Source organism: Streptomyces sp. NPDC085460 (assembly GCF_044541975.1).
Classification (GTDB): Bacteria; Actinomycetota; Actinomycetes; order Streptomycetales; family Streptomycetaceae; genus Streptomyces.
Map to the genome: position 1 here is coordinate 318472 of NZ_JBITTO010000007.1, position 18671 is coordinate 337142.

At 75.3% G+C, this 18671-nt stretch carries 20 protein-coding genes; 9 read left to right on the forward strand and 11 right to left on the reverse strand.

What is annotated here, in order from left to right; all coding sequences use genetic code 11:
• Window positions 1-98 precede the first annotated feature (98 nt).
• Window positions 99-1019 (reverse strand): universal stress protein, encoded by a 921-nt coding sequence (locus tag ACIGHB_RS20285; RefSeq protein WP_399914783.1) that lies wholly within the window; start codon window positions 1017-1019, stop codon window positions 99-101.
• Between the two features lie 195 nt (window positions 1020-1214).
• Window positions 1215-1979 carry an alpha/beta fold hydrolase gene (locus ACIGHB_RS20290; protein WP_399914785.1) on the reverse strand — a complete coding sequence of 255 codons (765 nt, stop codon included), beginning with the start codon at window positions 1977-1979 and terminating at the stop codon, window positions 1215-1217.
• 221 nt (window positions 1980-2200) lie between these two features.
• On the opposite strand from ACIGHB_RS20290, the gene ACIGHB_RS20295 reads away from it, so the two are divergent.
• A complete protein-coding gene (locus tag ACIGHB_RS20295; RefSeq protein WP_399914787.1) occupies window positions 2201-4762 on the forward strand; it encodes a SpoIIE family protein phosphatase in 2562 nt (853 codons plus the stop codon).
• A gap of 152 nt (window positions 4763-4914) precedes the next feature.
• Entirely contained in the window at window positions 4915-5163 is a 249-nt protein-coding gene (locus ACIGHB_RS20300; RefSeq protein ID WP_360317492.1) for a type B 50S ribosomal protein L31, read from the forward strand.
• 86 nt (window positions 5164-5249) lie between these two features.
• Here ACIGHB_RS20300 and ACIGHB_RS20305 read toward each other — a convergent pair whose 3' ends face one another.
• The 4 genes from ACIGHB_RS20305 to ACIGHB_RS20320 form a co-directional block, all read right to left on the reverse strand.
• Window positions 5250-5747, reverse strand: coding sequence for a peptidylprolyl isomerase (locus ACIGHB_RS20305; protein ID WP_360317494.1), 498 nt, complete (start codon window positions 5745-5747; stop codon window positions 5250-5252).
• Window positions 5748-5869: 122 nt separating this feature from the next.
• A complete protein-coding gene (locus ACIGHB_RS20310; RefSeq protein ID WP_360317496.1) occupies window positions 5870-6085 on the reverse strand; it encodes a hypothetical protein in 216 nt (71 codons plus the stop codon).
• Between the two features lie 101 nt (window positions 6086-6186).
• A complete protein-coding gene (locus ACIGHB_RS20315; RefSeq protein ID WP_399914790.1) occupies window positions 6187-6924 on the reverse strand; it encodes a response regulator in 738 nt (245 codons plus the stop codon).
• Window positions 6921-8174 carry a sensor histidine kinase gene (locus ACIGHB_RS20320; RefSeq protein ID WP_399914792.1) on the reverse strand — a complete coding sequence of 418 codons (1254 nt, stop codon included), beginning with the start codon at window positions 8172-8174 and terminating at the stop codon, window positions 6921-6923. The genes ACIGHB_RS20315 and ACIGHB_RS20320 overlap by 4 nt, the downstream gene beginning before the upstream one ends.
• A gap of 133 nt (window positions 8175-8307) precedes the next feature.
• Between ACIGHB_RS20320 and ACIGHB_RS20325 the strand changes: the two genes are divergently transcribed.
• Together ACIGHB_RS20325 and ACIGHB_RS20330 are read left to right on the forward strand one after the other, a co-directional pair.
• Window positions 8308-9216, forward strand: a complete 909-nt coding sequence (locus ACIGHB_RS20325; protein ID WP_360317502.1) for an ATP-binding cassette domain-containing protein — start codon at window positions 8308-8310, stop codon at window positions 9214-9216.
• Entirely contained in the window at window positions 9213-10040 is an 828-nt protein-coding gene (locus tag ACIGHB_RS20330; RefSeq protein ID WP_399914795.1) for an ABC transporter permease, read from the forward strand. The genes ACIGHB_RS20325 and ACIGHB_RS20330 overlap by 4 nt, the downstream gene beginning before the upstream one ends.
• On the opposite strand, the gene ACIGHB_RS20335 is transcribed toward ACIGHB_RS20330, so the two are convergent.
• Together ACIGHB_RS20335 and ACIGHB_RS20340 are read right to left on the reverse strand one after the other, a co-directional pair.
• The gene (locus tag ACIGHB_RS20335) at window positions 10034-10915 is read right to left on the reverse strand and encodes a YhjD/YihY/BrkB family envelope integrity protein (protein ID WP_360317506.1); all 882 of its coding nucleotides are present in this window, start codon (window positions 10913-10915) and stop codon (window positions 10034-10036) included. The two genes, ACIGHB_RS20330 and ACIGHB_RS20335, sit on opposite strands and share 7 nt — an antisense overlap.
• A gap of 60 nt (window positions 10916-10975) precedes the next feature.
• Complete coding sequence (locus ACIGHB_RS20340) at window positions 10976-11452, reverse strand: helix-turn-helix domain-containing protein (protein ID WP_360317508.1); 477 nt, start codon at window positions 11450-11452, stop codon at window positions 10976-10978.
• Between the two features lie 116 nt (window positions 11453-11568).
• Here ACIGHB_RS20340 and ACIGHB_RS20345 point away from each other — a divergent pair, with 116 nt between their 5' ends.
• The gene (locus ACIGHB_RS20345; protein WP_360317510.1) at window positions 11569-12087 is read left to right on the forward strand and encodes a PaaI family thioesterase; all 519 of its coding nucleotides are present in this window, start codon (window positions 11569-11571) and stop codon (window positions 12085-12087) included.
• 19 nt (window positions 12088-12106) lie between these two features.
• Here ACIGHB_RS20345 and ACIGHB_RS20350 read toward each other — a convergent pair whose 3' ends face one another.
• Window positions 12107-12472 carry a luciferase family protein gene (locus ACIGHB_RS20350; protein WP_360317513.1) on the reverse strand — a complete coding sequence of 122 codons (366 nt, stop codon included), beginning with the start codon at window positions 12470-12472 and terminating at the stop codon, window positions 12107-12109.
• 150 nt (window positions 12473-12622) lie between these two features.
• Window positions 12623-13975 carry a PP2C family protein-serine/threonine phosphatase gene (locus ACIGHB_RS20355; RefSeq protein ID WP_399914798.1) on the reverse strand — a complete coding sequence of 451 codons (1353 nt, stop codon included), beginning with the start codon at window positions 13973-13975 and terminating at the stop codon, window positions 12623-12625.
• Window positions 13976-14163: 188 nt separating this feature from the next.
• Between ACIGHB_RS20355 and ACIGHB_RS20360 the strand changes: the two genes are divergently transcribed.
• From ACIGHB_RS20360 to ACIGHB_RS20375, 4 genes are all read left to right on the forward strand, one after another.
• Window positions 14164-15033 carry an AAA family ATPase gene (locus ACIGHB_RS20360; RefSeq protein ID WP_399914800.1) on the forward strand — a complete coding sequence of 290 codons (870 nt, stop codon included), beginning with the start codon at window positions 14164-14166 and terminating at the stop codon, window positions 15031-15033.
• A gap of 62 nt (window positions 15034-15095) precedes the next feature.
• On the forward strand, window positions 15096-16505 hold the full coding sequence (locus ACIGHB_RS20365) for a VWA domain-containing protein (RefSeq protein WP_399914802.1): 1410 nt from the start codon (window positions 15096-15098) through the stop codon (window positions 16503-16505).
• Between the two features lie 230 nt (window positions 16506-16735).
• Window positions 16736-16951: a DNA-binding protein gene (locus ACIGHB_RS20370; protein ID WP_360317522.1), complete on the forward strand. Its 216-nt coding sequence runs from the start codon at window positions 16736-16738 to the stop codon at window positions 16949-16951.
• A gap of 78 nt (window positions 16952-17029) precedes the next feature.
• A complete protein-coding gene (locus ACIGHB_RS20375; protein WP_399914805.1) occupies window positions 17030-17617 on the forward strand; it encodes a nucleosidase in 588 nt (195 codons plus the stop codon).
• Window positions 17618-17648: 31 nt separating this feature from the next.
• On the opposite strand, the gene ACIGHB_RS20380 is transcribed toward ACIGHB_RS20375, so the two are convergent.
• Window positions 17649-18665 carry an alpha/beta hydrolase family protein gene (locus ACIGHB_RS20380; RefSeq protein WP_399914807.1) on the reverse strand — a complete coding sequence of 339 codons (1017 nt, stop codon included), beginning with the start codon at window positions 18663-18665 and terminating at the stop codon, window positions 17649-17651.
• Between the last annotated feature and the right edge of the window lie 6 nt (window positions 18666-18671).

Here is an 18671-nt window from a genome sequence, read left to right on the forward strand (position 1 = left end):
GCGGTACCGGCACGCCCCTGCCGTGCGCGAGTCCGGCGACCCGATCAGCCCGCTCCGGTACCGGAACACCCCCGCCGCATGCGAGCCCGGCGGCCCGCTCACCCCCTGGCGGTGCGGACCACGGCGACGGGGCAGTGGGCGTGGTGGAGCAGTGCCTGGCTCACGGACCCCAGCAGGAGGCCGGTGAAGCCGCCCCGACCCCGGGCGCCCATCACGACGAGCTGGGCGTTGGCGGACTCCTCCAGCAGGACCTCCCGGGGCTTGCCGCGCAGCAGCCGGGCCTCCGCCTTCGTCCCGTGGTGCCGTTCGGCGGCCCGGGCCAGCGCCGCGTCCAGGACGCGGCCCGCCTCCGCGTGCACCTCCTCGGCGCCGTGGAACAGCGGCGTGAGGTCCCCCGGTCCCGACCGCGCCGTCCACGCGTGCACGGCGACCAGCTCCGCGCGGCGCGCCCGCGCCTCCTCGAACGCGAAGTCGACGGCCGCGTCGGAGTCCGGCGAACCGTCGACGGCGAGGAGCACGGGCCCGTACGGGTCCTCCCGGCCCCGCACGACCAGGACGGGGCACTCGGCGTGGGCCGCCAGGTGGACGGCGACCGAGCCGACCACCAGCGCGCCGAACGCCCCGGTCCCGCGGCTGCCGACGACCACCAGCTCCGCGCCCCGGGAGCGGGTGGCGAGAACCACGAGCGGCTCGCCGGAGATCAGCTCGCCGGAGACCTCCGTCCCCGGCGCGACCGCCCTGGCCCGCGCCACGGCCGTGTCCAGGACGATCTGCGCCTGCCGCCGCAGCCCGCTCTCGGTGGGCCCGTACAGCGAGGGCTCCAGGCCCACCGAGAACAGCGGCCAGATGAAGGCGTGCGCCACGACCAGCCGCGCACCGCGCTGCCCGGCCTCCCGCGCCGCCGTCTCCACCGCCCCGAGGGCCGCCGGCGACCCGTCCGTACCGACGAGGACGAACGGGCTTCCGCCCCCGTCGGTCCCGGTCTCCGCCGTCCCGGCCCGTCCCTCGCTGCGCCCCATCGCTCGTCCGTCCTCTCCGGTGGTGCTCCGCCGCTCGCGGGTGCCCTGGTGATCGAGTACACCCGTCGACGGCCCGTCACCCCGGACGCCACGCGGGCCGGAGGTCCCGCGCGGCCCCGCGAACGGTCCCCTCCCGGCAGCCCGAAGGCCCCGGAAGGGCTCAGCGGCCGGCCCCCGGGCGGGCCCGTGGCTCCGTCAGGCCGCCAGGAACGCCTCGATCGCCTGTGCGAGGTCCTTCGGCGTCTCCTCCGGCGGGTAGTGCCCGGCGTCCGCCAGGACTTCGAGGCGGGCGTTGGGGTACCAGCGCAGCCAGGTCGCCTCCATGGCCTCCGCGCCCAGCGCCGGATCGTGCGCGCCGACGACCAGCAGCACCGGCGTCGGGTTGTCGCGGACCCGCTCGTGGAAGTCGGTTCCCGACCAGGAATCCAGGTAGGCGCGGAAGGCGGCGGCCGAGGAGCGGCTCACGGAGCGGTCGACGACCGCGTCCAGCCACGGGCCGGGGTGCCGGCCGCCGGTGGTGTGGTCGATGATCACCCGCCGCAGTGCTGGATCGTCGGCGGCTCCGGCGAACAGCTGCCGGCTCTCCTCGTCGAGGGGGAAGCCCGCCGCGGAGACGGGCGAGATGCCGACGATCGAGCGGACCCGGTCGGGCGCGTCGAGCAGCATCAGCTGGGCGGCCTTTCCGCCCATGGAGTGGCCGATCACGGAGAAGGAGTCCCAGCCGAGTTCGTCCGCGACGGCCAGCGCGTCCGCGGCGACCTCCTCCATGGTGAAGGCGCCGTCGGCGTCCCGGGCCTCGCCGTAGCCGCGGCAGTCGAGGAAGGCGTAGCTGCCCGCCGACTCGTCGAGGTGGGCACGGAGCGGGTCGAAGCTGCTGCGGTCACCGAACCAGTTGTGGAGGACGAGGGCCCTCCCCGGCCCGTCGCCGTGGACGTCGTACGGAAGGACCCGACCGGTCATGCTGCCCCCTGCGCGAGGTGGTGAGGAAGGTGAGGGTGTCCAGCGCGCCGGTGACGGCGGCGGACGACGACCGAGTGTGACGGTCCGGACGCGCCGGGTCAACAGTGTCGGCGCCCGGCGGCGCCGTGCCCCCGCGCGCGTGGGGAACGTCCGTGCGAAAAGGGCCCGCCACGCGCGCGTGGCGGACGGCCGGCGGAGGGCCGCGGGTTGCCCGCGCCGGGATGCGGCGGGTTTCGCGGCGGGCGCATGCTGACTGTGTGACCCCGCACGAGCCGCCCCCCGGCGCGCCTCCGCAAGCCCTGACGCAGGCGCTGGCGGAAGCGGCGACGGACGCCGTCGAGGAGGTGGGCGGATACGCCGGCGGGGTGTACCTGCGCTCCGGTACGGAGGGGCTGCTCCGGCTCTCGGTCCTGGCGGGCCTGCCGGGCGAGCTGTTCCGTCCCTGGTCGCGGATGCACACCAACCGGCCCTTCCCGGTGGCCGAGGTGCACCGCTCCGGCCAGCCGGTGCACCTGTCGGACGTCGAGGAGTCGATGCGGCGGTTCCCCCAGCTGGTGGCAAGCCTCCCCTTCCCCTTCGCCTCCCTGTACACCCCCGTCCTGACCGGCCGGGAGCGCTTCGGCGTCCTCGTGGTGCTGCGGCCCCCGACGCCCGGCCTCCCCGTGAACGCGCACGACCGGGAGCGGATGACCCGCGTGGGACTGCGGCTCGGCGAGGTCCTGGGTGACCTCGCGGCGGGCGGGACTCCGGTGCGGTGGCCCGGCGACCCGATCTGCGTCCAGCTGCCGTCGGGCGCGGTACCGCCGGTCCGGTTCGGCTCCTTCGACTGGGACCTGGCGTCGGGGACGGTGACCATGGACGACGGGCTGCGGGCGATCCTGGGCGTCACGGACCCCTCCCCCCTGCCCATCGAGGCGCTGACCTCGCGCCTCGAACCGGAGGACGGCTACGCGCTGTGGGCGGCGGCACGCCGGACGGGTACGGCGGACGGCGGCGGCTCCGTGCGCCGACTGCGGCTGAAGGGCCCGGACGGCGGTCTGCACCTCCTCGAGGTGTCGGCGCGCTCGCGCTTCGTCGGCACCGACGGGCACGGGCACCTGACCGGGGCGCTGGTGGACCTGGGCACCGGGCTGGTCGGCTCGGACGCGACGGACCGGCTGCCGCGCGCCATCCTGGCCATCGACCGGCTCGGCCGGGTCACCTACGTCAACGAGCTCACCGAGCGGCTGCTCGCCCGCCCGCGCGGGGCGCTGGCCGGGCGGCCGCTGTGGGAGGCGCTGCCGTGGTTCGCCCACCCGTTCCACGAGGAGCAACTGCGGGCGGCGCTCCTGTCGAGCGAGCCGGTGCGGTTCCTGGCCCGCCCGGACGACGGCCGGTGGCTGTCGGTGTCGCTGTACCCGGGTCGGGACGGGGTGACCATGGTGCTCGTCCCGGAGGAGGGCCCGGTTCCCGAGGAGACCGTTCCGCCGCATGTGGCCCCGCCCGCCTCCATACCGCCGCTCCATCCGGCGACGGCCCCGGCGCCGGCGCCGCCCGCCGAGGACGGGCTCGGGCCGGAGAGCACCCGGGCGGCCTCGCTGTACCGGCCGGTGGCGCTGGCGATCGCGCTGACGGAGGCGGTGACCGCGCGGCAGGTGTCGGCGGTGGTCACGGAGGAGCTGCTGCCGGCCTTCGGCGGCCGGCAGCTGGCGATCTACCTGCTGAGCGAGCGGCGGCTCTACCTGGCCTGGGAGACGGGGTTCCCGCCGGGGTTCCTGGACCAGTTCGACGGGGTGGCGCTCGACGCGCACGTCCCCGGGGTGGACGCGCTGACGAACGGCCGGGCGATGTTCTTCGAGTCGATGGAGGCCCTGGGCCGGAGGTATCCCGGTCTGCCGATGGACGCGGAGACGGGCGCGCGGGCGTTCCTGCCGCTGATCGCCTCGGGCCGCCCGGTGGGCTCGTGCATCCTCGGCTTCGACCGGCCGCGGGACTTCACGCCGGAGGAGCAGGCGGTGCTCACCGCGCTGGCCGGCCTGATCGCGCAGGCGCTGGAGCGGGCGCAGCGGTACGACTCCGAGGCCGCCGTGGCGCGGGGGCTGCAGGACGCGCTGCTGCCGCACCGGCTGCCGGTGCGGGAGGGGGTGGAGACGGTCGGCCGCTACCTGCCGGGGACGCAGGGGATGGACGTGGGCGGCGACTGGTACGACGTGGTGGAGACGGCCCGGGGCGAGCTGGCGCTGGTCATCGGGGACGTGCAGGGGCACGGGGTCGCGGCGGCGGCGACGATGGGTCAGCTGCGGAGCGCGGTACGGGCGTTCGCGCTGAGCGGGCTGCCGCCGCAGGACGTGGTGCGGGCCACCAACCGGCTGTTGATCGACCTGGATCCGGGACAGTTCGCGAGCTGCTGCTACATGGTCCTGGACGCGCGGACGGGGGAGGTGCGCGCGGTGCGGGCGGGGCATCCTCAGCCGTTGCTGCGGCAGCCGGACGGGACGGCGGAGCTGCTGGACATCGCGGGCGGGGTGGTGCTCGGCGTGGACGGCCGCGCCGCGTACCCGGAGACGCGGCTGCGGCTGTCCGAGGGCGCGGTCCTCACGCTGTTCACGGACGGTCTCGTGGAGCGTCCGGGCGCGGACATCGACGACGGGGTGGAGCGGCTGCGGCGGACGCTGGCGTCGACGGGCTCCCTGCCGCTCGCGGAGGCGGCGGACCGGCTGATGCACGAGGCGGTGCGGGCGTCGGACCGGCCGGACGACATCGCCCTGCTCCTCGCGGCCCGCTGGCCCCGGCGGCGCGGCTGAGGAGTGCCCGGCCGGCGGGTCCCGGCGTTCACCCGGTCGGGCCTGCGGCGCTGGTCGGCGGGGGCGGCCCCGGCGAGGCTGGGGGAGGGTCCGTGCCGTCCGGGCCGGACGTGACGGGGTGGCCGCGCGGCCGCCCGAGGCGAGGAGGTCCCGTGCAGCAGGACAAGCAGCCCGACTACCGGCCCGTGGTGTTCCGGGACCGGTCGGCGGGGTACGCGTTCCTGACCCGGTCGACCGCGACGAGCGAGCGGACCATCGAGTGGGACGACGGCAACACCTATCCGGTGATCGACGTCGAGATCTCGTCGGAGAGCCACCCGTTCTTCACGGGCAAGGCGCGGAGCGTGGACACGGAGGGGCGGATCGCCCGGTTCGAGCGGCGGTACGGCGAGGGCGGCTGAGACCCTCGCGGGCCGGGGCGGCGGAGGGTGTCCGATGGACGCCGCTCCGGCCGCCCCGTTCCGTGGGGTGTCACGGGGAGGGCGGGTCAGCCCTCGACGACGCCGGACTTGCCGACCTTGATGACGGCGCTGGTGGTGCCGGAGCGGGAGCCGAGGCCCTCGACCTTCTTGACGACGTCCTGGCCCTCGACGACCTCGCCGAAGACGACGTGCTTGCCGTCGAGCCAGGGGGTGAGAACGGTGGTGATGAAGAACTGCGAACCGTTGGTGCCCGGGCCCGCGTTCGCCATGGAGAGCAGGAACGGGCGGTCGTGCTTGAGGGTGAAGTTCTCGTCCGCGAACTTCTCGCCGTAGATGCTCTTGCCGCCGGTGCCGTTGCCGCGGGTGAAGTCGCCGCCCTGGAGCATGAACTCGGGGATCACGCGGTGGAACGGCGAGCCCTCGTAGCCGAAGCCGTGCTGGCCGGTGGCGAGCTCACGGAAGTTCTGCGCCGTCTTCGGGACGACGTCGTCGAACAGCTTGAAGACGATCCGGCCCGCCGGCTCGTCGTTGATGGTGATGTCGAAGAAAACGTTGTTGCTCATGGGGACATCCTGTCATCACCGGCGCGCCGCGCGCGCACGGGCCGCCCTCCGGGCGGGTCACGGCACGCCCGTGCCCCGCGTCCGAAGGGGCGCGGGGCACGGGGAAGCGGTGGTTCCGGGGGTCAGCGTCCCTGGACCGAGCCGTCGGCGACGGTGCCCTCCACGGTCGTGACGGTCTCGTGGAGGACGGTCGCGGTGCCCTCCTCCTGGAGGAGGCCGGTGGCCCCGCCGAGGCTCAGGGGGTTCTCCGCGGCGCTGGCCTGCGGCGGCGGGGTGACGAGGGCGGTGACGACGCCTGCGGCGAGGGAGGCGATGGCGAGCATGCTGCGCTTCTTCATGCCCTGGTCAACTACTGGGGCGGCAAAGGGTTACGGTCCGGTCGCCGGCCGGCGTCGGGTGCCAGGCGGTCCGCCGGTCAGCCCGTCAGGCGGTCCGCCGGTCAGCCGGTGGAGACGAGGCCGGCCTCGTAGGCGAGGATGACGAGCTGGACCCGATCGCGGGCCTCCAGTTTGGCGAGGAGCCGGGTGACATAGGTCTTCACGGTGCCGAGGCTGATGTGGAGTCGCTCGGCGATCTCGGTGTTGGACAGGCCCCGGCCGACGAGGGTGAGGACTTCCTGCTCGCGCTCGGTGATGCGCTCGGCGAGCCGGCGCGCGGCGGCGGTCGGTCCGGTCGGGGAGGCGTCCCGGCCCTCGCGGGGGCGGCGGGTGAACTCCTTGATCAGGCGCCCCGTGACACCGGGGGCGATGAGGGCGTCACCGGCGGCGACGACCCTGACGGCGGCCAGTATGGCGTCCACGGCCATGTCCTTCACGAGGAAGCCGGAGGCGCCGGCGTGGAGGGCGCCGTAGACGTTGTCGTCGTCGTCGAAGGTGGTGAGGACGACGACGCGGGCGCCGGTGCGGCCGGCGGTGATGCGCCGGGTGGCCTCGATCCCGTCGGTGCCGGGCATCCGCAGGTCCATGACGACCACGTCGGCGGCGGTCTCCTCGGCGAGCCGGACGGCTTCGGCGCCGTCGGACGCCTCCCCGACGACGGTCAGGTCCTCGGTCTCGGCGATGACGATGCGCAGGGCGGTGCGGACGAGAGGCTGGTCGTCGGCGAGGACGATCCGGACCGGGGGCGGGGCGGCGGCGGGTGGGGCGGCCGTGGTCGTGGTGGTGGTGGTGTCGCTCATGCGGGGGCGGCTCCTGGTGGTACGGGCAGGTGGGCGGTGACACGGAATCCGCCGCCGGGGCGGGGGCCGGCGCTGAACTCCCCGTTCAGCAGTCCGACGCGCTCGCGCATGCCGACGAGGCCGTAGCCGGAGCCCCCGCCGGATTTCTCGCGTCCGTGGCCGGGGACGGGTCCGGGGTCCTCGACGGTGAGGGCGAGGCTTTCGGGATCGCGGAGGTCGACGGTGACGGTGCACCGGTCGGCTCCCGAGTGGCGGACGACGTTGGTGACGGACTCCTGGAGGACGCGGAAGGCGGAGAGGTCGATGTCGGGCGGCAGGGGACGTACGGCGCCGACGCGGCGGACGGTCACGCGCACGCCGGCCGCCCCGGTCGTCTCGGCCAGCCGGTCGAGCGAGGCGAGTCCCGGCATGTCGGGGAGGGCGGGCTCGGCGGAGGCGCCGGACGCCGGAGCGGAGGACGTGGCGGGGGTGTCGGCGGTCCGGAGGGCGCCGAGCATCCGGCGAAGCCCCGCGAGGGTCTCGCGGCTGGCGGTCTCGATCTCCCCGAGGGCCTCGCGGGCCAGCTCGGGCCGCTTGTCGATGACGAGGCGGGCGGCACCGGCCTGGAGGGCGACGATGCCGATGCTGTGGGCGACGGTGTCGTGCATCTCGCGGGCGATCCGCAGCCGTTCGGCGATGACGGCCTGTTCGGCCGCGCGGGCGCGGGTCTCCTCGGCGTGGAGGCGGCTCTGGCGTGCGGAGCGGCCGAGGAGCCAGACGAGTCCGGCGGTCGAGAGCACGGCGAGGGCGGTGGTGGTGCCGGCGGTCCAGCCGGCCACGAGCCGGACGGCGAGGTGGCCGAGGACGACGCCGACCGCGAGGAAGGCCGCGCGCTCGGCTTCCTTCGTCGGGCGGTGGGCGGCGATGGTATAGAGGGCGACGTCGACGGCGAGGTACTGGGCGAGCGGTATGGCGGTGACGCCCAGCGGGAAGGAACAGAGGACCGCGGCCGCGAGCAGGTGCCCGAGGCCCGCGGTGGGCCTGCGGTCGAGGAGGAAGCTGCCGCGGAAGGCGAGGGCGGTGGCGAGGGCGAGCATGGTGAGCCCGTCCCAGCGGAGGAAGACGACGCCCGCGAGGACCTCGGCCTGCTCCTGTCCGGGCAGCCGCATACGGAGAAGCACGGTGAACAGGAGCCCGGCGAGCCAGGCCAGCGCGGCACACCGGCCGGGCGTGACCCGTCCGCGGAGCTGTGCTGCCGAGGTCGCTGACATGCGGTGATCGTAGATCGCACGCGGAGGCCGCGTCATCAACCCCTGGTCATACGACCGGGGATGACTGCCGGCGGCGTGATTGTCCGTCCTGGTCGGATGTCCGGGGGCGGTGCCGGGCGGCACCGTGGTGGACATGATCGAAGTCAGGGAACTCAGCAAGCGCTACGGCGCCACCACCGCGGTCGACGGACTGACGTTCACCGTGCGGCCGGGCCGGGTCACCGGCTTCCTCGGGCCGAACGGCGCGGGGAAGAGCACGACACTGCGGATGATCCTCGGACTGCACGCGCCGACCGGCGGCACGGTGACGGTCGGGGGCCGGCGGTTCGCGGACCGGCCCCGTGGGCTGCGGCACGTCGGCGCGCTCCTCGACGCCTCCGACGTGCACGGCGGGCGGAGCGCGCGGGCCCATCTCGCGGTCCTCGCGCGGAGCAATCGGATCCCGCTCTCGCGGGTCGACGAGGTGCTGGAGGAGGTCGGTCTCGCCTCCGCGGCGCGGCGGCGGATCGGCGGCTACTCGCTGGGGATGCGGCAGCGCCTCGGAATAGCGGGCGCGCTGCTGGGCGACCCGCCGGTCCTGCTCTTCGACGAGCCGCTGAACGGGCTGGATCCGGAGGGGGTGCACTGGGTCCGGGGCCTCTTCGGGCGGCTCGCCGGGGAAGGACGGACGGTGTTCGTCTCCAGCCATCTGATGAGCGAGATGGAGCACACGGCCGACGATCTGGTGGTGGTCGGCCGGGGCCGGCTGATCGCCGAGGAGAGCCTCGCGGAGTTCGCGGCGCGCGGCGCGCGGCCCAGTGTGACGGTCGTGACACCGACGCCGGGCGAGCTGACGCCGGTGCTGCTGGCGGCGGGAGCCGAGGTGGTGTCCGAGGAGGGCCGGCTGACGGTGACGGGGGTGAGCGCGGCGCGGATCGGTGAACTGGCGATGGAGCACCGGGTGGTGCTGGACCAGCTGACGACCCGCAGGGCCTCGCTGGAAGAGGCGTTCATGGAGCTGACGGCGGAGAGCGCCGACTACACGACGGGGGGTGCCCGATGACGACGCTGGTCGTTGCCGTGACGGAGCCGAAGGACCGGTTCCGGGATCTGGTGGCATCGGAGTGGCTGAAGCTGTGGTCCCTGCGGTCGACCGGCTGGTCGCTGCTGCTGGGGGCGCTGGCGGTGATGGCGTTCAACGTGGGCGCCGCGTGGGACCACTACCGGTACTGGATGGCCTACGACGAGGTGTCCCGGGCCGGGTTCGTGGCGAACGGCCTGGCACTCGGGGACGCGTTCACGGGGAACGCGGCGATGGTGCTGGTGCTGTGTTCGGCGGCGATGGGCGCGGTCGCGGTGGTCGGCGAGTACGGCTCCGGTCAGGTGCGGACGACGTTCGCGGCGGTGCCGGCCCGCGGGTCGCTGATATCGGCGAAGGCGCTGGTCCTGGCCGGGGTGCAGACCGGGTTCGGGGCGGTGGTCGCGGGCGGGTCCTTCTGGGCGACGCAGGCGCTGCTGTCGCTGCGGGACACCGGCGTGTCGCTGGGCCATCCGGGGGCGGTCCGGTTGGTGGTGGCGTCGGCTCTGCTCGCTCCGGTGTGCGCGCTGGCGGGGATGGCGCTCGGGGCGCTGGTGCGGCGGGGGGCCGCGGCGGTGGTCGGCGCGGTGGTGCTGCTGCTGTTGCTGCCGGCCGTACTGAGCGAGGAGCGCCACCTGACGGCGGTGCTGAGCCATGGGCTGCCGTTGGGGGCGTGGCGGCGGCTGGCCGGGGAGGGGGCGGCGGGTCCGTTCCCGTGGACGACGGGCGGGGCGTGGCTGGTGTACGGCGCGTGGGCCGTGGTGGCGGTGCTGGTGACGGTCGTGGTGGTGCGGCGGCGGGATCAGTGAGGCGGCGTGGGGTCGGCGGGGCCGGGGCGGGCGAGGCGGCGGCGGAGGCGGGTCTCGTGGACGAGGCGGCCGACGAGGGCGCTGCCGTAGACGACGAAGCCGACGCCGACGAGCCAGGACTGGAGGACGAGGACGGTGCCGAACTGGCCGTAGGTCACGGCGTTGGAGGCGATCAGGGGAGAGAAGACCAGCTGGGAGAAGACCCGTAGCCCGAGGAGGCCGAAGGCGGTGAGCGCGGCGCCGGGCAGGAGGGCGCGCCAGCGGATGCGGCCGCAGAGGAGGAAGCGCTGGGACCACCAGAAGAAGAGGAAGGTTCCGAGGAGGTCGCCGGTGGCGACGAGGACGGTCACGCCGGCGGGGGCGCGTTCGGGTGCGGGGAAGGCGACGAAGAGGAGGAGGGCGGCGATGAGGACGGCGAGCCAGACGATGTGGCGCCACATGGTGTGCCAGCGGGCGGTGGGGAGGTCCCAGGCGCGTTCGTAGCCGGTCTGGACGGCGGATCCGAAGGTGACGCCGAAGGCTGCGACGGCGGCCAGGCCGAAGGCGGTGGTGCGCTGGAGGGCCTGGCCGGGCTGGCCGAAGAGGCGTTCGACCTCTTCCTGGGAGACCTCGGTGACGCCGAGGCCCTGGATGAGCCAGCGGGCGAAGCCCTGGCCTCGGGCGAGGTCGGCGGCGGCGACGACGATGAGGAGGGGGACGAGGGTGAGGAGGCTGAGGGCGGCGAAGCCCATGGCGCGGTGCATGAGTTCCATGGCGCGGCCGCGGTTCCAGGCGAGCCCCACGGGTGAGGCGAGCAGGCGGGCGTGCCACCGCTGGAACCGGGGTTCGTGCGGGTGCGGTGGCTGGTCGCGCGGCGTGCCGGGGGTGGGGGGCATGTCTGGTGCGGTACCCGCCGGAGGGCGGGGGTTCGCAGCGATGCGGCCGAACGGGTGGGGTCAGGGGGCGGGCAGGGCGCGGGCGCCGGGGCCGGGGGTCACGGTGACCTCGCGGGCGGTGAGGAGCTCGGCGTCGTCTCCCGCGCACTGGACGACGACCTGGACGGGGGCTCCGCAGGCGGTGTGGCGGATGTCCAGGGCGGGGCCCTCGGGGTCGCCGGCGTGGGTGTCGCCCCACTGCTTGAGGGCGAGCATGACGGGCCAGAGGTCGATGCCCTTGGGAGTGAGGCGGTACTCGTTGCGAGTGCGGGTGCCGGGTTCCCGGTAGGGGACGCTGCGGAGCACCCCGGCGGCGACGAGTTTGCGGAGCCGGTCGGCGAGGACGGCTTCGGAGAGTCCGATGTGGCGGCGGAAGTCGTCGTACCGGCGGACGCCGTTGAAGGCGTCGCGCAGGATGAGCAGGCTCCATTTCTCGCCCACGAGGTCCAGGGTGCGGCGGATCGAGCAGTTCTCGGTGTCCGTCTCCAGCCACTTCATCGTCACACTCTAGCCACCTGGCTGCGCCGTTGACAGTCAGAGGAACGGGGGTCTAGCTTCGATCTACAGAGTCAGCCGCCGGGGACGGCGGACGGGCACGACGGAGTGGAGTGGTCATGGGGCGGTCGCGGACGGTCGAGTGGGAGGACGCGGGGGCCACGGCCCGGGCGGCGGCGTCGATGGCGGGGCTCGACTTCCTGCGCGAGATGATCGCGGGCCGGCTGCCGGGCCCGCCGATCGCGGCCCTGCTCGGCTTCTCCCTGGAGGAGGTCGAGGACGGGCGGGCGGTCTTCGCCCTGGAGCCCGGCGAGGAGCACTACAACCCGATCGGCAGCGTGCACGGCGGGGTCTACGCCACGCTGCTGGACTCGGCCGCGGGCTGCGCGGTGCACACCACGCTGCCGCTGGGAACCGCCTACACCTCGCTCGACCTGCAGACCCGGTTCCTGCGGCCGATCACGATGGACACGGGCAAGGTGCGGGCCGTCGGCACGGTCATCTCGCGGGGGCGGCGGACCGCGCTCGCGGAGGCCGGGCTGTACGACGGGGAGGACCGCCTCCTCGCGCACGCGACCAGCACCTGCATGCTCTTCCCGGTTCCCGGCCGGGAGGCGGGCGACGGCGCTCGCGCCTGACGCCCGCGCGCCCGTCCGGTCAGCGCAGCACGAGGACCGGGCGGGCGCGAGTGCAGCGGTCGGGCGCGGCGTCGGGAGCCGACATGGCCTGGAGGGCCGCGCTGACCAGGGTGGCGAGCAGGTCGATGTCGGAACCGGCGTCGAGCCGGACCGTGACCCAGCCGGAGCCAGCCCGGAGCCGTACCGCGGTCGAGGTCTGGAGGGCGGGCCGCAGTCGGGCGACCATCGCGCGGGTGAGGTGGACGTCGGCCTCGTGCTCGCCGTGGAAGTGGACGATCTCCTCCGTCGCCGTCCCGAGGCCGAGTGCGGCACCGCAGTGCGCCCGGCCACGGGTCAGCGAGGGCCAGCTCATCAGACGTTCACTGGCATGCCTGGCCGTGTTCATACGAGGAGCGTGCCGGGCGGCGGGGCGCGGCACAAGCGTCCTGGCGAAAGAATCCCGTCGAGGCCGGAAACCATCGGCCGGGAGGGGCGAGGTGACGTGCTGTCACCACCGTGGGTGGGGTCGGGGAAGCGGTCCGTCACGGGCGCGGGATCAGCCGGACGGGCGGGTCCGGACGCGGGCCGCGAGGACGGCGACGTCGTCCTCGGCGTGGTGGGCGTCGAGCCGGCCGAGAACCTCGGCGACGACCTGTTCGGGTCCGGGTTCCGGCGCCAGCCGCAGTCCGGCCAGCCGGGCCAGCGAGACGTCGATGTCCTCGCCCCGGCGCTCGACCAGGCCGTCGGTGAAGAGCAGCAGCGTGTCGCCCTGTCCGAGCTCGCGGGTGGCGGGCTCGTAGCCGCCGACGCCGGTGCCGAGGGGCGGGCCGACGGGCAGGTCCACGAGTTCGGCCGAGCCGTCCGGGCCGAAGACCACGGGCGGGAGATGCCCGGCGCTGGCGAAGGTGGCCGCGCCGCGCCCCGGGTCCACGCGGACCAGGAGGCAGGTCGCGGGGCGGCGGGCGCTGTCCTCCGCGACGACCGCGTCCAGGTGGCGCAGCACCCGGTGGGGCGGGAGGTCGGTCGCGGCGACCTCCCGGAGCGCGGAACGGTAGGCGTTCATGTCGACGGCGGCGTCGAGGCCGTGCCCCATGACGTCGCCGACGACGAGCAGGCTGCGCCCGAAGTGGAGCCGGACCGTCTCGAACCAGTCCCCGCCGACCAGGGCGCGGGGTCCGGCCGGAAGATAGCGGCCGGCGATCTCCAGGTTGGGGTGGGGCCTGCCGGGTTCGGCGACGAGGGCCCGCTGGAGGTGGAGGGCGACGTCCTCGGTGGCGGCGAGCCGCCGGGCGTGGCGGATGTGGCGGGCGGCGAGCCGGGCGGCCTGTCGCACCACGGCGTGGTCGGCGTCGGTGTACGGGGGCGCGGCCCGGGCCACCGTGACGGTCCCCAGCGGGCGCTCACGGTCCACGGCGAGGGGGGCGGTGAGCGTGTGGACGCCCTCCGGCCGGGCGGCGCCGAGCGGGACAGCCTGACCTGCGTCCGGGGCTGCGTCTGCGTCTGCGACCGGGCCTGCCTCCGCGTCTGCGACAGGGCCAGTCACATCCGCGCCGGCCGTGGCCGGCTGGGTGGCGTCCGGGGCCGCCGTGGCCTCCTGGGTGACGCCCGGTCCCGGCGGGGTCTTCCGGGTGACATCGGGTGGGCCCGGTGTGGACCGCTCAGGAGTGTCTGGGCGCGCTGCGGGCTGCGGGGCCGCGGGCGCGGTGTCCGGGTCGGCGTTCTCGGTCGTGCCGGGGGTCAGCGCGACGGTGGCGGTGCCGCCGGGGTGGCGGGCGAGGAAGGCGGTCAGTTCATGGCAGGTGAGGGCCTCGTCGAGCGTGGTGCCGATCAGGCCGATCGCCGCCTCCAGAGCGGACGACAGGCGCCGCTCGGCCTCGTCCCTCTCCGCGCTCTCCGCGCTCTCCGCCACGACACCTCCACCGCCGTGCGGCCACCGGGCGGGCGCCGGGCGCCCGCTCACCCCCATTGCACCAGCGGGCGGCGTTCCGCGCGCGGTACGCGGTGGCGCGGGAACGGTTGTGCGGCGGTGCGGGATCTGATCAAGTACCCCCAGAGGCTACCGGCCAGTAGGACACTTCGCTCCCCGGGGGGACTGCCATGACGAACGGGTTCTTCGGCTCCGTCGACGAGGTCGCCGAACGGCTCGCCGCGACCGGATACCTGGCCTCCCCCGCCATCGCCACCACCGTCTTCCTCGCCGACCGGCTGGGCAAGCCGCTCCTCGTCGAGGGCCCGGCCGGCGTCGGCAAGACGCAGCTGGCCAAGGCGGTCACCGAGGCGACCGGCGCCCGGCTCGTCCGGCTGCAGTGCTACGAGGGCGTCGACGAGGCCCGGGCGCTGTACGAGTGGAACCACGCCAAGCAGCTGCTGCGGATCACGGCCGGACGGGGCGAGTCCTGGGACGAGACGCGCACCGACATCTTCAGCGAGGAGTTCCTGCTCCCCCGGCCGCTGCTGACCGCGATCCGTTCCGAGGAGCCGACCGTGCTGCTCGTGGACGAGACCGACAAGGCCGACGTCGAGGTGGAGGGGCTGCTCCTGGAGGTCCTCGGCGACTTCCAGGTCACCGTGCCCGAGCTGGGCACCATCACCGCCGCCCGGCGCCCCTTCACCGTCCTGACCTCCAACGCGAGCCGGGAGCTGTCCGAGGCCCTGCGGCGGCGGTGCCTCTTCCTGCACATCGGCTTCCCGGAGGAGGAGCTGGAGCGCCGGATCGTCACCCTCAAGGTGCCGGGGCTCGACGCGGCACTGGCCGCCTCGGTGGTCCGGGTCGTGGGCGCGCTGCGCGCGATGGACCTGCGGAAGGTGCCCTCCGTCTCGGAGACGATCGACTGGGCCCGCACCCTCCTCGCCCTGGGCGCGGACCGGCTGGACGAGCGCGTGGTCCGAGAGACCCTGGGCGTGCTGCTCAAGCACCAGGACGACATCCTCAGGGCGGCGGCCAAACTCGACCTGGACGCGGTGTGAACGGCGGCCCCGGGCCCGCTCCCGCCGACTCCGCCGGGGCCGAGGTCCCGACGGAGGGGCCCGTGGCGCGGCTGACCGCCCTGGTGGCGGCGCTGCGCGACCACGGTTTCGGCATCGGCACCGGCGAGACCGTCGACGCCGGCCTCGCGCTGGAGGCGATCGGGTTCACCGACCGCCGGCGCGTGCGGGAGGCGCTCGCCGCGACCCTGCTGCACGGAGAACGGCAGCGCCCGGTCTTCGACCGCGTCTTCGACCTGTACTTCCCGGCGAAGGCGACGGCGCCGACGACGGCCACGGCCCCCGACGACCCCGACGACCGCGCCGACGCCATCCACGCCACCGCCGGCGCCCCGGGCGGGGCGGGCGACGCCGGACTCGCGGGCCTGCGCGCGAGGATCGCCGAGGCGCTGGCCGCCGGTGACACCGCCCTCCTGGACCGGCTCGCGGCCGAGGCGGTGGCCGGTTGGGGCGCGTACGGTTCCGGCCCCGGAACCGACGGCTGGTCCTCGTACCAGACCCTCTCCCGGCTCCGCCCCGAAACCCTGCTCGCCCGGGTGCGCGCCGCGCGCACGGCCTCCGGCGGGGAGCCCGAGTTCACCGACCGGCTGCTCGACGACGAGATCCGGCGGGCGATCGAGGGGTTCCGCGAGCGGGTGCGGACCGAGGCGCGGCGGCGGGTCGCCGACCGGCAGGGCCGGGACCGGGTCGCCCGGCGGGCGGTGGCCGGGACGGCCGACCGGGTGGACTTCCTGCTGGCCGGTCGCGAACAGCTGGACGAGCTGCGCAGGACCGTCCGCCCGCTGGCGCGCAAACTGGCGACCCGGCTCGCGGCCCGCCGCCGCCGCGCCGCACGCGGCGAGATCGACCTGCGCCGGACCCTGCGGGGCTCGCTCTCCACCGGCGGCGTGCCGGTCCGGCCGGTGCTGCGCCGACGCCGCCCCGGGCGCCCCGAGCTGGTGCTGCTGTGCGACGTGTCCGGGTCGGTGGCGGGCTTCGCCGAGTTCACGATGGCGCTGGTGCAGGCCCTGCACGACCAGTTCAGCCGCGTCCGTGTCTTCGCCTTCGTCAACCGGGTCGACGAGGTGACCGGCCTTCTCGCACGGGGCGCGGCGGACCCGGCGGGGCTCGGCGAGCGGATCCTCGCGGAGGCACGCCTGACCGGCTGGCACGGGCAGAGCGACTACGGAACGGCGCTCGACGAGTTCGTCGAGCGGTACGCGGACGCGCTCGGCCCGCGCACGGTGGTCTTCGTCCTCGGCGACGCCCGCACCAACCGGGCCGACCCGCGCGCGGAGTCGCTGCGGCTGATCGCCGAGCGGGCCCGCCGCGTGCACTGGCTCAACCCGGAGCAGCCGGCGCTGTGGGGCACGGGTGACTCGGTGGCGCCGCTCTACGCGGAGCTGGTCGACATGTGGCCGTGCCGCAACGCCCGCCGGCTCGGCGAGCTGATCGGGCGCCTGCTCCCCGTCTGACGCCCGCCCCCACCCCAGGCGCCCCGCCCGAACACAGGCACCCGCCCCGCCGCCCGAGCACAGGCACCCGCTCCGCCGCCCGACCCCGGCACGCCGTCCGGCCGCCCGACTCCGACACCCCGACACCCCGACACCCGGCACCCGACACCCGACACCCGGCACCCCGGCACCCCGGCACCCCGCGAGCGGAGCCCCCGCGGGTCCGGCCCGCCCGTGGCAGGATCGGCCGCATGGCCACGACCGGATCCGACCGTCCCGAGACCGACTTCCCGCGCGGGGTCGGCGCGCCCGCGACCCGCGCCCTCGCCGCCGCCGGCTACACGCGGCTCGCCCAGCTCGCGGGGGTTCCGGCGGCCGACCTCGCCGCCCTGCACGGGGTGGGCCCCAAGGCCCTGCGCGTCCTCGGCGAGGCCCTGGCGGAGCGGGGCCTCGACCCGCTGGGCTGAGCCTCCCCGCGATGCCGCGCTCCCGCCCCCACCGTCCCGGCTGTACGGTCCAGGGCCGGGCGAACTAGCGTGGGGCCCATGGAACTCCTGGGAGAGATCACCCCCGACCGGCCGCTGCTCGTCCTCGCCGTCAAGGAGGAGGCGCAGTTCTTCGAGACGACCCTGCCCGTGCTCCTCACCGGAATGGGCAAGGTGAACGCGGCGACCGCGCTCGCCACGGTCCTGGGCCGGGGCCCGCGTCCCTCCGGCATCGTCAACCTCGGCACCGCCGGCGCCCTGCGGGCCGGCTGGACGGGCACGCACGTCGTCGGCACGGTCGTCCAGCACGACCTGGACGGCGAGCTCCTCGCGACGCTGACCGGCGAGACGTACGGGGCGCCGATCGCGCTCCCCGACGGCGGTGACGTGGTGCTCGCCACCGGGGACGCGTTCATCTCCGACGAGGCCGCCCGGGTCCGGCTCGCCGAGCGAGCCCCGCTGGTGGACATGGAGGGCTACGCGCTGGCCGCCGCGGCGGAGGCGTCCGGGGTGCCGCTGCGGATCGTGAAGCACGTGAGCGACGAGGCCGGCGACGGCGCCGACCGCACCTGGCGCGACTCGGTCGCCGCCTGCTCCCGCGAGCTGGCCGACTGGGCGGCCGCCCACATCCCGGCGTACCGCTCCTGACACGAGCCGCCGGGCCCCTCCCCCGTACCGGTCACGGGTTGTGGAAGTGGACCTCCGGGTGCGCCCGGGAGGGACCGGCGAGCGGGCCGTCCGGCGCTCCGCGCAGATGGCGGTCGAAGAAGGCCGCCACATAGGCGCGGGTGAGGAAGACCGCCCGTTCGGGCGCGATCTCCGGGGCGGGCAGACCGAAGTGGCGTTCGATCATCGGGAAGTCCGAGTAGGTCGCGTGTGCCGTTCCGGCCACGGTCAGCCACCGCTTCCAGCCGTCGAGGCCCGGCCACGTCCGGTCCCAGGTGGTGTCCTCACCGCCGGGCAGGTGGACCTTGTCGTGGGTGCCGAGCATCAGGAAGGGGCGTCCGCGCAGCCGCTCCGCCGGCAGCTCCTCCCAGAAGGCGCCGTCCATGTTGACGCCGGCGTCGATCCTGCGGTCGGCCACCATCGCGCTGGCCGCGCTCGCGCCGCCGATGGAGTGCCCGGCCATGCCGATCCGGCGCGCGTCGATGACCCGGGCGTGCCGCCACGCGGGACGGGGACCGGTGAGCCGGTCCAGGACGTAGCGCATGTCGGCGGCCCTGGTCGAGGTCACGACGCTGCCGGGGACGCCCTGTTCGTCCAGGGCGACGCAGGCGACGCAGGGGAGGGTCTCGCCGCCGGGCAGGGTGATCCCGTACGACTCGTAGGCGTGGTCGACGGAGGCGACGACGTAGCCGCGCGAGGCGAGGTCCTCGGCGAGGTGCGTCAGGGTCCAGCGGGAGACGGAGAAGCCCGGGGAGAGCAGCACGAGCGGGCGTCGTCCGGGGGCGGGGCGGACGTCGCTCCGGCTGTGGGTCCGGGTGGCGGCGACGATGTCCGCCGGCATGACGGAGGACGCGCCGATCCCTTCGGCCATCCGGTGCGCCTCCTCGCGGCCCGCGTACGGGGCGCGCGGTCCGCCGCCGGGCCGTGCGGCCGGATAGTGGAGGGTGACCATCAGCCGCCGCCCGTCGGCGGTCGGCACCCACGGGTCGGTACGGGAGCGGTCGACGAGCGGCAGGACGGTGCTGCCCACGGGGTG